The following is a 13,199-nucleotide window of genomic DNA, read 5'->3' as shown; positions in this document are numbered from 1 at the left end:
AGAAGGTCAGCGCGCGAGGAAGCGCGCCTCGACCGTCGCCGAGATGACGATGTCCTCGGGCTCGTACTCCATCGCCGGCGTCGCGTCGGCCGCGAAGGCGGCGCCTCTGGACGCCTTCATCATCATCGGGGGCGTCGGCGAGGGCTGCCCGCTCGAGATGAGGCCGACGTCGGCGATCTCACGGGGCGTGACCTCGACCAGCCCCAGTGCGCCTGCGTAGGCCTCCGCGCGCGTCACAGCGACGCTGACGGCCTCGGCGGCCACGGTCCGCTCGGTCTCTGCGCGGGTCGCGGGCGTGAGGTGCCAGTCCACCCAGCCGAGCTCGACACCGTCCCAGGGCGAGACCTCGGAGACCCATTCCGACAGGTCAGACGCCTCCGTGAACGTGGCGGTGAGGTCGATGCTCGCGTAGTACAAGGGAGCGAGGCGCTTGCCCTCTGTGTTCCAGGGGCGCTCGGCCCGCACGGAGAGTCGCTTGCTCGTCCAGTCGACCACCGCTCCGGCATCCGCCCGGCTCGTGATCGAGTCGCGTACGGGCTCGGTGAGCCGCATCACGCGGTCGACGACGGCTGCGCGATCCGGGCCGTCCACGCGCACGCTGACCTGGATGGTCGCGCGTTCAGGTGCGATGCGCGTCTCGTGTTCTCCGCGGACCGTGATGGTGACTTCGCTCATGACCGCGACTCTACGCCAGGAGTCGGAGGGGGACGGAATGGCAGAGACCGCTTCGACGTTGTAGTCTGTGATGCTCGGGGACTTCGCTCCCCGAGGTGAAAAATCCACAGAGTGACAGCGGCTCCTTCGAGAGAAGGACCACGGGGCTGATCGGTTTCGACAGCGCCTGTGAATCCACGAGAAGCGGGCCGAGGATGCAGAGTTATCTCGTAAACGCTCTCTGCAAAACAATAGTTGCCGAAACCAAGCGCAACGACTTCGCCCTCGCTGCCTAAGCGAGCCCGATAGTCCGTCAGACCGTATGTGATTCCGATACGGATCCTGGCGTCATCTAGGAATCTTGCTGCGTGACGGCGTCTGGACGTCACGTGGGACTCTTCCCAGGCTGGGCTCGTCGACTTAGGTGTCTGTGACAAAGGTCGGAGCCGAGCAGAACGCTTCCACAGACTGCGCCCGGAGAAGGCGTGGAGACTCAGCGTTGGACGGGGGTTCGATTCCCCCCAGCTCCACCAGGTCGCTGTCACAGAGGAAGCCCCGTCACCGCATCCGCGGCGGCGGGGCTTCGTCGTATCCGGAGGCTGCGCAGCGTCCCCGGGGTCAGCGGGAGCCGTCGAGGGCGTCGAGAGCGCTGCGCGCCGCTGTCAGGGCCTCCTCTGCCTCGTCGGCTGCGCGCGATGCCGCTGCACGACGTTCGCGCGCGTCTGCGGCATCGGTGTCGGCGTGTTTCGCCTCCCTGCGGGCGCGGTCGAGTTCCTTCTCGAGGTCGGCAACTCGCGAGGTGAGGTCATCGGCACGGGCAGCCGCTTCTTCCGCGACGCGTTCGGCCTTGGCGGCATCGCGCGCAGCCCGCTCGTGGGCCTGCTCCGCCTCTCGCACCGCCCGTTCCGCGTCGCGGCGCGCGCGGCGGGCCTTCAGCTCGTCGGGCGGTGCCGAGGGCGGGAGCGGCGCGGAGGGGATGCCGCCGCCGACGATCGTGTCCATGGCGTCGGCGAACGTCCCGGTGGGCTCGAGCTCCCGCACCAGCCGGCCCGAGGCGACAGCGGCTGCGGCATCCGGGTCGAAGAACGCCGCGGAGATCGTCTGCTGCACGGCATCCCTCGTCGACGGCGTGACCCGCTCGCCTCTCGACTCCGCGAGATCCGCCGCGGCCGCCGCCAGCCGGGCGGTGAGCGCGCGGCGATCGCGTCCGAGCTGCGCGAGTGCTCTCGCGTCGAGGTCCTCCTGCGCCTCGCGCAGCTCCGCCGCGAGCTGCAGGGCTTCGCCGAGCTGGGACGCGCGTTCGCTGGCGAACACGTTGACGACCCAGGCAGCGACCGACGGCTTGCGCAGGGCGCGGATGCCGGTCGCCAGCGCTTTGTCCGACGTATCGGCGGCTCGGGCGTTGCGTGCGGCGATGAAGTCGCCGAGCGGCTGGGTGTAGAGCTCGGCGGCGATCTCGGAGAGGGAGGATGCCGCGCTCATGCGAGCGAGGTTACACCGCAGCGCCCGCCGCGGACTCGCCCACCTTGTCGATGGCCGCGGTCTCGGCGGGCTCGGGCACGAGATACATCCCCGTGGGGGTGTTCGCCGTGTAGGCGAGAGCCTCCACCCAGGCGCGGTTGACGGAGGGGGAGCGGCTGCCGAAGTACTTGAAGACGATCGAGCTGCCGGAGTGGATCCAGACGGTCGTGCGACCGCCGCCGACGCTGGAGTCCTCGCGCCACGAGAAGGGGAACGGCTCGCCACGGCGGAGCTTCGCGGTCATGACCAGCTGGATGTGGGTGAGGGCGCGGTCCTCGATCTCGACCTTCGGTCCGCCTTCGTAGATGAACTTGCCCATCGCCGCTCCTTCTGCTCGGTCACCACGGGAGCCTGCGTCACAAGGCGCGATCGGGTGATCGCTGAGTGGAGATGCTCTCACTCTCACACGCCGAGGAGTCGCTGGTATACCGGCGGCGGGGGAGGCGCGCTTCCTCTTCGCCCGGTGTAATCACCGGTGCGCGGAATGTGCTCTTCAGCCGGCCCAGTCGATGAGGATGAGTCCCTGGCGGGTGTCGGCGAACTTCACCCATCCGTCACCGAAGAGGTACGTCATGCCGTAGCCGTCTTCGTCGGTGCCCATCGAGAACTGCGGGTTCTCGGTCAGGTAGATGCCGTCGGCGCCGTCCTCGCGCGTCCAGCCCTCTCCGAGCAGCGCGGTCTGCGCGCGCGACGCGTCATCCGGAGTGATCTCCGACCACCCGTACAGCTGGCCGTGGTCGGATGCGACGCTGTAGTCCGCCCAGAAGCACAGCAGACCGTCGGGGAGCGGCACGTCGCCGATCACGAATTCCTTCTCCTCGAACGTCCACCCCTGCGAGGTGAGGGCGTCGACGGTGCCCGGCGAGATGATCGTGTCGCAGGCCGGTTCCGCAGCGTCAGCGGTCGGAGTCGGCGACGACGCGGGCTGGGGCGTCGCGCTCGGCGTCGGCTTCGGCGCATCGGGCGTCGGCGAGGCGTCCGAGTCGGGCGTCGCCCCGCACGCAGTGAGGGCGAGGACGAGGAGGAGGGCGCCGAGCGCGGCGGCGGGGGTGCGGGGCTTCATCGCTGGCTTCCGGATCAGTCGTGCAAGAGCTCGAGGAACGCGTCGTGGAGGACGCCGTTGGTGGCGAGTGTCGACAGGTCGGAGATCGTCTCCGCGCCGTCGAAGCCGGTCATGCGTCCGCCGGCTTCGCGGACGATCGGCACGGCCGCCGCGATGTCGTACTCCTTCACGTCGAACTCGGCGACCATGTCGATGCGGCCTTCGGCGAGGAGCATGTAGGCGTAGATGTCGCCGTAGGCGCGGTCGCGCCACACGCGGTCGGCGAGGCGGAGGAGCTGGTCGCGGTGACCGGCGCGCGTCCACTGGGCGATGCTCTGGAAGCTCACACTCGCGTCATCGAGCGAGTCGACCGCCGACACCTCGATGCGCCGGGGGTCGTGATCGGTCGCGGTCCACGCGCCGAGGCCCGCAGCGCCCCACCACCGTCGTCCGAGTGCCGGCATGCTCACCACTCCGACCTGCGGCACGCCGTCGATCGCGAGGGCGATCATGGTGCCCCAGAGCGGGACGCCTCTGAGGAAGTTCGCCGTGCCGTCGATCGGGTCGATGATCCATTGCTTGTGGGTGTCGCCTTCGGCGCCGAACTCCTCGCCGAAGACGCCGTCGTCGGCGCGCTCGGTCGAGAGAACGTCACGGATCGCGCGCTCGGTGGCGAGGTCGGCATCCGTCACGTGCGAGCTGTCCGCCTTCCTCGACACCTGCAGGTCGGCGGAGTCGAAGCGGGGCAGAGACTGCGCGTCGGCGGCGTCGGCCAGCCGGAGGGCGAGCTCGAGGTCGCGGGACAGGTCGGCGGCAGCGGGGGTGGCGGTCACGCCTCAAGGATAACCGTCGTCGTTTCCGAGCGAGCGGCAGCGGCGACATGCGGCGACACGCGCGGGCTCGGTGCGCCCCGGCCTCGATTTCGCCCAGCGCTCGTCGGCTGGTAATGTAATTCCTCGGTCGGGGAATCACCCGGACCACGCACCTCTAGCTCAATCGGCAGAGCAACTGACTCTTAATCAGTGGGTTCAGGGTTCAAGTCCCTGGGGGTGCACACCGACGCCAGCCAATCGAGGCTGGCACCTGTGACAGCAGCCCACCGTACGATTACGTCGAACGGTGGGCTGTTCTTGTCTGTCTCGTAGTTCGAGAGCGTGTTCCTGGCGATCCCGACGTGCTTAGCCATCGTCGCCTGATCCATGCCGGCATCCTTGCGCAGCTTCGCAAGGATCTCACCGAGTGTCCACGTAACAGTCATGCTCATGCTGCGAGTGTAGCGTGCCCGAATCTTGGACACGCCGACGTCAATACACACATATCAATCGCGTGCCCGAATCTTGGACATGCGCCTATCTGGCGCTCACAAGATCGGGAGTAGACATGACCAACGCCGGCGGATCGTGGGAAGCCATGATCCTCGCAGAGATCCAGAACGAGGTCGACGCCCTCGTCAAGCTCGCACGGCTCATCTTGGCCGAGGATCGCGTCGGCGGTAGCAGCCGGCGATACGACGACCTCGTCGCCCAGCTTGAGCAGCGCATCCAGCAGATCCCCGAGCAGGCCCGCGATCGCGTTCTCGTCCGGGTCCTCGGCGCGTTCGCCCTGCACTTGAACAACACGACGCCGGCGGCCGCGGAATGACCGAGGGATCGCTGCGCCGCGAGCGCATGGCATGGGAACGGGACTTCACCCAGGTGCCCAACGTCTACGCGCGCGACAAGGCGCTCAGCTGGGTCGCTCGCGGCATCCTCGTCTGGCTCATGACGCACGAGGCCGGCTACGAGGTGACCATGGCAACCATCGAGGCCTCGAGCTGGAAAGAGGGCCGCGAGGCCGTCCGCTCAGCGGTCAAGGAACTCGAGAAAGCCGGCTACCTCCACCGGCAGCAGCGACGCGCTCAGGGCGGCCGTCTGGCCGGCTACGTGTTCCATCTGACTGACCCGTTCCAGCTGCCGGTCGTCGGCTCGCCGCAGCTCCCGATCGACGGTCTGCAGCCTGTGGATAAGTCGCGATCGACCATAGACGGGATCCCGTCGTCCGGTGCCACCAGCGGACGGGTTGCCGTCGCCGGTAAGCCGTCGACCTATAAGAACACCAAAGTAAGAACATCTAAAGACCCAGCTGTACCTCACGAGGCGACGCGGAAGGCTGTGGACAACTCGCCGATCGTACGCTGGCGCACCGACCGCTGCCCTGCAGCGTGGTCAGCGCCGTACAGCCACGACCTCGGCAGCAAGTCACACCGCTGCATCAACTGCGGCGAGGCACCGCTGGTCAGGGCAGCGTCATGATCGACTACGCCGAGCCGATCGCCACCCTCGTCATGGCTGGCATCTTCACCGCCGGCTGGATCGTCCTCGAGCTGCGAGCGAGGCGACAGCGATGACGATGAACCTGCCCCACGGCCCCGGCGCGTTCGCCGACCCCGACGCCAAGCCCGAGCGCTGGGGAGGACGCAAGGCGCAGGCCTACGTCCAGCTCACCCTCGCCACCTACGGCGACCTGTGCATCAACTGCGGCCGGCCCGGAGCCACGACCGCGGATCACATCATCCCTCGAGCCGATGGGGGAGCGGTCTACGACATCGACAACCTCGGCCCCTCGCACGACAAGTGCAACTACTCGCGAGGTCGCAAGCCGCTGCGCCCCGTCGGTATCCCGGTCGAGAGCGGCATGGGGTACTTCACATGAGCATCGACGTCCTCAACGCCTACGCCGGCATCGGCGGCAACCGACACCTGTGGCCGAGCGACTGGAACGTCACGGCCGTCGAGATCGACGAGCGCGTAGCGGCCGAGTACGCGCGCCGATACCCCAACGACACCGTCATCGTCGGCGACGCGCATGCCTACGTCCTCGAGCGCGCCCACCGCTTCGACGCGACCTGGGCATCGCCGCCCTGCCCCTCGCACTCACGCCTCGCCAAGGTCGTCGCGAGCCGCTACGGCCGAGAGCTGCAGCCCGACCCGCGGCTGTGGGAGGAGATCGCCCACCTGCGCGAGCTGGGCGGCCGGTACGTCGTCGAGAACGTGCACGTGTACTACGAGCCGCCGATCGCCCCCGACGTGGTCACGCCTCGGCACTGGTACTGGACGAGCAACCCGCCGCTCATGCTGACGGCCGTGCACGGCACCAACATCCTGCGGCCCGACACTCGAGCCGAGGACTACGCCACGGCCTACGGTCTGCCGCCGCTCGAGCGCGGCACCGTTCCCGACATCCGCAAGGCCATGCGCAACGCGGTCGTCCCGGCCGAGGGGCTTGAGATCGCAGCCGCCGCGTTCGCCGGTTTTTAGCGCAGCTGGTTCTGGACACCCACGCACAGCCGCTTCCATTTCTCCCCGATCACCCACAAAAAACCGAGCCTGACACGAATCGAGATCGACCATGACGAACGATGACGAAACCGCGCCGACGCTGCCCGGCCTCGAGTACGTGCCCGAGAACCAGGCCGGCGTATCGCCCATGCGCGCCGCAGTCATCGCCACGATCCAGGCGCTCGAGGCCGACGCGCTGCTCGAGCCGCGGCACGTCGCCATGTGCCAGCTCGCGCTCGAGCTGGCCGACGCCGTCACCGCCGGCCGGCGATCCGGTCGCGCCTCGGCCGCAGCCATGGCAGCCGGCCAGCTGCGCGACACGCTGCTCGCGCTGCCGGCACCGATCGCCGGCGACATCGCGCAGCGTTTCGCCGACTTCGTCGACACCCTGCGGGACGACGAGTGACGATCGCCGAGGCCGGCACACGGTTTGCGATCCCGGCGATCGTCCCCGACTGGGCCGGGTTCACCTACGCCACGCCTCGCGACCCGAGCCGGCGCACGATCGGCGGCCGCATCGCCAAGATCGCGCGCGCACTCGACAAGCCCGGCATGCCCTGGCAGCGGTGCGTCTGGGATGTCGCCGGCGAGATCGACTCGTTCGGCAACCTCGTCTACGAGATCGTCATCGTCACCGTGCCGAGGCAGTCAGGCAAGACCACGATGTACGGCCCTGTGCAGATCGAGCGCGCGATCACGACACCGGGCGCCAAGACGTTCTACACCGCGCAGACCGGCAAGGATGCCCGCAGCCGATTCAACGACCTGAAGCAGCTGATCGAGGGATCGCCGCTCATGAACGTCGGCCCGATCTTCCGCCTGTCCGCCGGCGACGAGGGCATCATCTGGCCGAACGGCGCGCGCAACAAGATCTTCGCCCCCGTCGAGGCCGCGCTGCACGGCGAAACCCCGCCGCTCGTCGGCATGGATGAGATCTGGGAACTCGACGAGCTGCTCGGCGACGCGATCCTCGAGGGTGCCATCATCCCCGCTCAGGTCACCCTCGCCGGCCGCCGGCAGGTCTGGCTCATCTCGACCGCCGGCACCGCGGCCTCGAGGTTCCTGCGCAAGTGGGTCGAGCGCGGCCGCGAGTCTGTCCGCGACCGCGGATCCCACCCCAAGATCGCGTACTTCGAGGCCTCGCTGCCCGACGGCGAGGATCCGTACGACCCCGTTGCGATCGCCCGATTCCATCCGGCCGTGCGCCGGCAGGACGGCACCGGCACCCAGGAGCTTGCCGCGCTCATGGAACTCGCTGGCCAGGTCAGCCGGCCGACCTGGCTGCGCGCGTTCTGCAACATCTGGACGGAAGCCGCCGACCCGCTCATTGCGCCGGCCGACTGGGATGACCTCGCCGACCCGACCATCGGCGCAGCGTGGGCCGACGTCGCCGTCGCCTGGGAGGTCGCGCACGACAACGAAATGGGCGCGATCCTCGCCAGCTGGCGCGACGACGCCGGCACGGCATGCACCCGCGTCGTGCATGCCGCACCCGGCACGCAGTGGATGGAAGAGCTGCTAGTCGAGATCCACGGCTACGGCCCGGCCGCATTCGGCGCTGACGACGGCGGCCCCACCCGTCGACTCAACGACCGCCTACGCCTGCGCCTCGGCGACGACGCCGTCCAGACCCTCGGCATGAAAGACCGCGGCGTCGCGGACGAGACCTGGATCACCGCCGCGCGCGACGAGAAGAACCTTATCCACGACGGATCCCGCACCCTCGCCAACGGCGTCGCGCACATCGTCATGAAGCGCAGCGGCGAGCTGACCAGGATCTCCCGCGCCGACTCGACCGGCCCCGTCGCCGGCCCCATCGCCTCAGCGGTCGCGCTGTGGATGTACGACCACCGCGCCGCGCCCAGCTGGACGCCCGTAACGAGCTACTGAGGACTGACCATGATCTCTCTCGACTCGACCCCCGTCAGCACCGTCGTGCTCTGCAGCCGCTGCCCAGGCTTTGCCGATCTCGCCGACAGCCGCGCCGAGGGCTGGCGCATCGGCGCAGCTCACGAGGAGCGCGCCCACCCCGAGACTGACCAGGCACGCGACACGCTGTCCAAGATCCGGGCGCGTGCCTGAAAACACGACACGCCGCGACAATGCGTCCAGCTGTCGGGAGTCGCCGGGATCTTTCATGACGTGGATACCGACAAGCCCAACTTCCTGGTTCGCGCATGGCGCTGGCTCAACGAGCCGGTCGACCTCGCGATCAAGTCGCCCGAGGAATGGGCCGACAGCAGCCACCTGATCCCGGTCGACCTGCAGAACCTGTTCGGCATGGCCGACGCATCCGGCATCCAGATCACGCGCCGCACCGCCGAACAGCTCGACGTCGTCGCCAAGGGCCGGCGCGTACTGTGCACCAACCTCGGCCGCATGCCCCTCGTCACCAAGAAGAACGGTCAGATCACCTCGCAGCAGCTCGCCTACCTGCAGCAGCCCGAGGCTGACCGGCCGCTGTCGCAGACCCTCATCTGGACGGCAGACGCGCTGTACTACTACCCGCGCACCTGGTGGATCGTCCAGCGCCGCGACGCCTACGGCTGGCCGGCCCGCGGCGGCGTCAAGCTGCTCGACCGCGCCGACGCCGAGTTCGACGACGCCGGCAAGCTCGTCAAGGCCTGGGGCAAGGACATCGCCGCCGAGGGCTGGGGAGTCATCCAGTTCGACGCACCGGACGGCGGCCTGCTGCACGACGGCATCCGCACCCTGCGCCGCGCCGTCGTCCTCGACCGTGCCGCCTCGCTCGCCGAGGAGAACCCCGTACCGTCTATCGACCTGCACAACACCGGCGACAAGCCGCTCGAGGACTGGCAGATCCGCGAGCTGCTGACGTCGTGGCGCAACGCCCGCGCCAAGTACGGAGCCGGCTACACCGACAAGTCGATCGAGGTCAAGACCCTCGGCATCCAGGACTCGCAGCTGCTCGCGACCGCGCAGTCGCGCATGGATCTCAAGCTCGCCCGCCAGATCGGCATCCCCGCCTGGGCCGCCGACGTCGCCCTCGAGGGATCCACGCTCAACTACCAGAACCGCCAGTCGCGCGCCTGGGAACTGATCGACCTCTACCTCGCCACCTACACCACTGCGATCGCCGGCCGGCTGTCCATGCCCGACTGCACGCCCCTCGGCTGGACGACCGAGTTCGACACCGAGGTACTGACGCGGCCCGATCTCAAGACTCGATTCGAGACCTACAAGGTCGGCCTCGACGGCAAGTTCATCGACCAGCAGTGGATCGACGCCCAGGAGGGCCAGACGCTGCGCAGCACGACACCCGAGGAGATCCCCGCATGAACCGCCAGCAGCTCGCGGCCGCACTCGCCGCCGGCCAGATCACCCAGGCGCAGCACGACACCGCCCTCGCGGCGCTCGCCCGCATCCAGTTCGCCGAGGCCAGCGCCGCCCAGCCGGCGCGCTGGAACCTCGAGGCCGCCGGCGGCGTCGCGTCGCTGCACCTCTACGGCGTCGTCGGCGGGTTCTGGGGCGAGATCGTCGCCGCCGATATCGTCCGTGAGATCCGCGATCTCGACGTGGCGACCCTCAACGTCTACATCAACAGCCCCGGCGGCGACGTCTACGACGGCATCGCGATCCGCAACGCGCTGCGCCAGAGTGCCGCCCACATCATCGTCCACGTGGACGGCCTCGCCGCCTCGGCCGCATCGTTCATCGCCTGCGCCGGCGACGAGGTCATCATGGGCGAGAACGCCGAGATCATGATCCACGACGCCTGGATCATCGCGATCGGCAACGCCGACGAGTTGCGCGTCGCCGCCGACGACCTCGACCGCGTCAGCGACAACATCGCCGCCATGTACGCCGAGCGCGCCGGCGGCGACGCCGCAGCCTGGCGCGCAGTCATGAAAGCCGAGACCTGGTACACCGCCGACGAGGCCGTCGCCGCCGGCCTCGCTGACCGTGTCGACGGATCCCAGGACGAGGCCGCCGACCCGGCCGCCTCGGCGCGATTCGACCTGTCCATGTTCGCCCACGCCGGCCGCGCCGCGGCACCGGCACCCGTCCCCGCTGCCGCCATGGCAGCACCTCGAAAGGAACCCCGCATGAACCGTGCACAGCTGGCCGCAGCCCTCGCGGCTGGACAGATCACCCAGGAGCAGCACGACGCTGCCCTCGCTGCCCTCAACGTGGTCGCGCCGGCCGACGCCGCGCCGGCTGCGCCCGCAGCGCCGGCGGCCGCGCTCGCCCCGTCCGCCGGTATCCCCGGCGCTCCCGTACCGGTCGAGTACGCCGCCGGCCCGCAGGGCAGCCCCGCGCCCGAGGCGCGCGTCACTGAGCGCCCGCAGTCGCTCATGAACGTCGCCCGCGACGCGGCCGCCCTCATCCACGCCGGCGCATCGACGGCCGAGTGGGTCGCCGGCGTCAACAACGCCCTCGCGCCCGTCCTCGAGTCCGCCGATGTGGGCGGCGGGTTCACCGCCCCCGACCGAATCGGCGAGGTCTGGACGGCTCGCCCGGAGGGCCGGCCGATCATCGACAGCCTCGGCGGCACCAAGCCGCTGACGGCCACCCGCATCGAGGGCTGGAAGTGGAAGCAGCCCACGCCCGCCCCGCAGCCGTACGAGGGCGAGCTGGCCGAGATCCCGACCGGCACCTGGGAAACCGTGCCGGTGTCCGAGGTTCCCAGCCGCTGGGCATTCGGCAACAAGATCGACCGGATCCACCGCGACCTCGGCAGCGCCGACCTCATCGCCTCGCTGTTCAACCTGCTGGGCCAGGGATACGACGCCAAGTCCGACGAGGCCGTCGGCGCGGATCTGCTCGCCGCAGCGACCGCGCTGACCGGCGGCGCGGCCTCGCTCGTCGAGGCATTCGTCAAGTCGTTCCTGCAGCTCAAGCGACTCGGCGCGACCCCGTCCAAGATGCTCATGGCCGAGGACCTGTTCGTCGAGTGGGCGCAGCTCAAGATCGCCGACCTGCCGGCGTGGATCGCCAACTCGAGCGGGTTCGTCAAGCTCGACGGCAACACGTCGCTCGCCGGCATCTTCGACGCCGACGTCGATTTCAAGCTGCCGGCCGGCACGTTCGAGACCTACGACCGCCGCGCGGTCACGGTCTACGAATCGCCCCAGATCAAGCTCGAGGCCCAGGACATCGCCCACGGCGCGATCGACATCGGGTTCTTCGCCTACGGCGGCACCCTCGTCAACGACGCCCGCGCCGTCCTCAAGACCACCGTCACCCCGGCACCCGCCGAGTAAGGAGAGGAACGCATGGCTACCGACAGCAACACCGCCTACGTCCAGGTCAAGATCTCGCAGATCGACAGCGAGATCAAGCGCCACCAGGCCGCGATCAAGGAGCTGAACGCCCGCCGCAAGGGCTACCAGTCCCAGCTCCCCAAGAAGCCGGCTACCGCCCAGCCGGTCACGCCGACCCCAGCGGCGTAACCCCCGCGGTGCCCGGCGTCCCCAGCGCCGGGCACCGCACCCCACCCGACACCCCAAAGGACACGCCATGCCCGACCCGCTCACCTGGTACACCGCCGGCGATGCCAAGAGCGAGCTGAACATCACCGTCAGCTCGCGCGGCCTGGCCGCCGCGCAGGAGGAGTGCCTGCGGATCAAGGGACTCGCGATCACGACCGCCACGCCCCCGTCCGCGTCGTTCGCCCTGGGAGTCGTCTACCAGGCGCTCGCGAACAAGCAGTCAGCCGCGGCCGGCACCAACGACGAGACCGGCGGCGAGACCAACAGCGTCCGCCTCTACCCGTTCGACCGCAAGATCATGGGTCTGCTCATCGTCCCCAATCAGGACGGCGACGACGACCCCCACGACCACGGCCGCGTCCGTTCCCTGATCGGCTGACCATGAGCGCCCGCACTGACCTGCAGCAGCTCATCGCCCCGGCCGCTCCCAGCACCTGGGAGATCTACCCCTACCCGGTCAAGCTCGCCCCGCTCGAGGACGCCGCCAAGCCCGTCGCCCTCGTCATCGAGCAGCGCACGATCGCCGCCGGCCAATTCTCGCCCGACGACGCCGGCATCCCCGTCGTCGCCGATCTCGCGGTCTGGGTCGTCGTCGATGCCACGCGCGGCGACGACCTCGCCGATGTCGAGGAGCTGCTCGAGGACGCGGCCCTGCAGCTGATCCGCATCCTGCAGCAGCTGCCCGAGGACAACTGGGACGGCACCGCAGAGCGCACATCGTACGACCCCCAAAAGCCCGCCTATCAGTTCACCATCAGCGCCGCCGGCACCATCGAGCCGGCGGCCGACCCCGAGGAGTAAAGACCATGCCCACCCCCGCGAACACCGCCCGCGCGACCAAGCGCTGGAAGCTGCTCATCGGCACCGACGAGTACCAGGGCCACACGTCCAAGATCGACATCACCCCGAAGATCACGACCTGGGAGGGCGGCGACGGCAACACCAAGACCGACGATGCCGGCTGCGACGTCGCTATCGGAATGGCGGCCGACTACGAGAACCCCGATTCGCTGTGGCGGGTCATGCGCGACCGAGCCGGCGAGGCCGCGACGCTGCAGGTCTACCCGCACCACGACGGCACGTTCTTCGAATCGGTCGACATCACCCTGCAGCGTCCGCCCATGACCATGGCGCGCGGCACGTCGATCCCCGAGGTCAACGTCACCCTGCCCGGCGTCTACACGCCGGCACCGGTCACGCCGTAAGCCGCCG

General features: G+C 69.2%; 18 protein-coding genes, 1 tRNA gene and 1 other RNA gene. 15 read left to right on the top strand and 5 right to left on the bottom strand.

Annotation, left to right across the window (positions count from 1 at the left end):
• Positions 1 to 6 precede the first annotated feature (6 nt).
• Positions 7 to 675: an SIMPL domain-containing protein gene (locus MRBLWO14_RS01545; RefSeq protein WP_341934734.1), complete on the bottom strand. Its 669-nt coding sequence runs from the start codon at positions 673 to 675 to the stop codon at positions 7 to 9.
• 142 nt (positions 676 to 817) lie between these two features.
• Between MRBLWO14_RS01545 and ssrA the strand changes: the two genes are divergently transcribed.
• Positions 818 to 1,187: a transfer-messenger RNA gene (ssrA, locus tag MRBLWO14_RS01540) on the top strand.
• A gap of 85 nt (positions 1,188 to 1,272) precedes the next feature.
• Here ssrA and MRBLWO14_RS01535 read toward each other — a convergent pair.
• The 4 genes from MRBLWO14_RS01535 to MRBLWO14_RS01520 all read right to left on the bottom strand — a co-directional run bounded on the left by MRBLWO14_RS01535 (position 1,273) and on the right by MRBLWO14_RS01520 (position 4,050).
• Complete coding sequence (locus MRBLWO14_RS01535) at positions 1,273 to 2,136, bottom strand: transposase (RefSeq protein WP_341934733.1); 864 nt, start codon at positions 2,134 to 2,136, stop codon at positions 1,273 to 1,275.
• 10 nt (positions 2,137 to 2,146) lie between these two features.
• Positions 2,147 to 2,494 (bottom strand): ATP-dependent DNA ligase, encoded by a 348-nt coding sequence (locus tag MRBLWO14_RS01530; RefSeq protein WP_096715901.1) that lies wholly within the window; start codon positions 2,492 to 2,494, stop codon positions 2,147 to 2,149.
• Positions 2,495 to 2,668: 174 nt separating this feature from the next.
• The gene (locus tag MRBLWO14_RS01525; protein WP_341934732.1) at positions 2,669 to 3,238 is read right to left on the bottom strand and encodes a hypothetical protein; all 570 of its coding nucleotides are present in this window, start codon (positions 3,236 to 3,238) and stop codon (positions 2,669 to 2,671) included.
• Positions 3,239 to 3,252: 14 nt separating this feature from the next.
• Positions 3,253 to 4,050, bottom strand: coding sequence for an inositol monophosphatase family protein (locus MRBLWO14_RS01520; protein ID WP_341934731.1), 798 nt, complete (start codon positions 4,048 to 4,050; stop codon positions 3,253 to 3,255).
• A gap of 148 nt (positions 4,051 to 4,198) precedes the next feature.
• Here MRBLWO14_RS01520 and MRBLWO14_RS01515 point away from each other — a divergent pair.
• The 14 genes from MRBLWO14_RS01515 (at position 4,199) to MRBLWO14_RS01450 (ending at position 13,192) form a co-directional block, all read left to right on the top strand.
• A tRNA-Lys gene (locus tag MRBLWO14_RS01515) sits at positions 4,199 to 4,271 on the top strand.
• A 326-nt stretch (positions 4,272 to 4,597) separates the two neighbouring features.
• Positions 4,598 to 4,858, top strand: a complete 261-nt coding sequence (locus MRBLWO14_RS01510; protein ID WP_341934730.1) for a hypothetical protein — start codon at positions 4,598 to 4,600, stop codon at positions 4,856 to 4,858.
• Positions 4,855 to 5,508 carry a hypothetical protein gene (locus MRBLWO14_RS01505; RefSeq protein ID WP_341934729.1) on the top strand — a complete coding sequence of 218 codons (654 nt, stop codon included), beginning with the start codon at positions 4,855 to 4,857 and terminating at the stop codon, positions 5,506 to 5,508. The genes MRBLWO14_RS01510 and MRBLWO14_RS01505 overlap by 4 nt, the downstream gene beginning before the upstream one ends.
• Before the next feature lie 91 nt (positions 5,509 to 5,599).
• Positions 5,600 to 5,908: an HNH endonuclease signature motif containing protein gene (locus MRBLWO14_RS01500; protein WP_341934728.1), complete on the top strand. Its 309-nt coding sequence runs from the start codon at positions 5,600 to 5,602 to the stop codon at positions 5,906 to 5,908.
• On the top strand, positions 5,905 to 6,513 hold the full coding sequence (locus MRBLWO14_RS01495; protein WP_341934727.1) for a hypothetical protein: 609 nt from the start codon (positions 5,905 to 5,907) through the stop codon (positions 6,511 to 6,513). The genes MRBLWO14_RS01500 and MRBLWO14_RS01495 overlap by 4 nt, the downstream gene beginning before the upstream one ends.
• 91 nt (positions 6,514 to 6,604) lie before the next feature.
• Positions 6,605 to 6,940 (top strand): hypothetical protein, encoded by a 336-nt coding sequence (locus tag MRBLWO14_RS01490; protein ID WP_341934726.1) that lies wholly within the window; start codon positions 6,605 to 6,607, stop codon positions 6,938 to 6,940.
• The gene (locus MRBLWO14_RS01485) at positions 6,937 to 8,424 is read left to right on the top strand and encodes a hypothetical protein (RefSeq protein ID WP_341934725.1); all 1,488 of its coding nucleotides are present in this window, start codon (positions 6,937 to 6,939) and stop codon (positions 8,422 to 8,424) included. The genes MRBLWO14_RS01490 and MRBLWO14_RS01485 overlap by 4 nt, the downstream gene beginning before the upstream one ends.
• 9 nt (positions 8,425 to 8,433) lie before the next feature.
• Positions 8,434 to 8,616 carry a hypothetical protein gene (locus MRBLWO14_RS01480; RefSeq protein WP_341934724.1) on the top strand — a complete coding sequence of 61 codons (183 nt, stop codon included), beginning with the start codon at positions 8,434 to 8,436 and terminating at the stop codon, positions 8,614 to 8,616.
• 60 nt (positions 8,617 to 8,676) lie between these two features.
• Positions 8,677 to 9,834 carry a hypothetical protein gene (locus MRBLWO14_RS01475; protein ID WP_341934723.1) on the top strand — a complete coding sequence of 386 codons (1,158 nt, stop codon included), beginning with the start codon at positions 8,677 to 8,679 and terminating at the stop codon, positions 9,832 to 9,834.
• Positions 9,831 to 11,759, top strand: coding sequence for a head maturation protease, ClpP-related (locus tag MRBLWO14_RS01470; protein WP_341934722.1), 1,929 nt, complete (start codon positions 9,831 to 9,833; stop codon positions 11,757 to 11,759). The genes MRBLWO14_RS01475 and MRBLWO14_RS01470 overlap by 4 nt, the downstream gene beginning before the upstream one ends.
• A 12-nt stretch (positions 11,760 to 11,771) precedes the next feature.
• Positions 11,772 to 11,948 carry a hypothetical protein gene (locus MRBLWO14_RS01465; protein WP_341934721.1) on the top strand — a complete coding sequence of 59 codons (177 nt, stop codon included), beginning with the start codon at positions 11,772 to 11,774 and terminating at the stop codon, positions 11,946 to 11,948.
• A 67-nt stretch (positions 11,949 to 12,015) separates the two neighbouring features.
• Positions 12,016 to 12,366, top strand: coding sequence for a hypothetical protein (locus MRBLWO14_RS01460; protein WP_341934720.1), 351 nt, complete (start codon positions 12,016 to 12,018; stop codon positions 12,364 to 12,366).
• A gap of 2 nt (positions 12,367 to 12,368) precedes the next feature.
• Positions 12,369 to 12,788 carry a hypothetical protein gene (locus tag MRBLWO14_RS01455; RefSeq protein ID WP_341934719.1) on the top strand — a complete coding sequence of 140 codons (420 nt, stop codon included), beginning with the start codon at positions 12,369 to 12,371 and terminating at the stop codon, positions 12,786 to 12,788.
• Between the two features lie 5 nt (positions 12,789 to 12,793).
• Positions 12,794 to 13,192, top strand: coding sequence for a hypothetical protein (locus tag MRBLWO14_RS01450; protein ID WP_341934718.1), 399 nt, complete (start codon positions 12,794 to 12,796; stop codon positions 13,190 to 13,192).
• Positions 13,193 to 13,199 lie beyond the last annotated feature (7 nt).

The sequence above is a fragment of the Microbacterium sp. LWO14-1.2 genome (assembly GCF_038397715.1).
Lineage (GTDB): Bacteria > Actinomycetota > Actinomycetes > Actinomycetales > Microbacteriaceae > Microbacterium.
The sequence above is the reverse complement of the archived record's forward strand: the minus strand, read 5'-3'. Positions and strand labels throughout refer to the sequence as shown.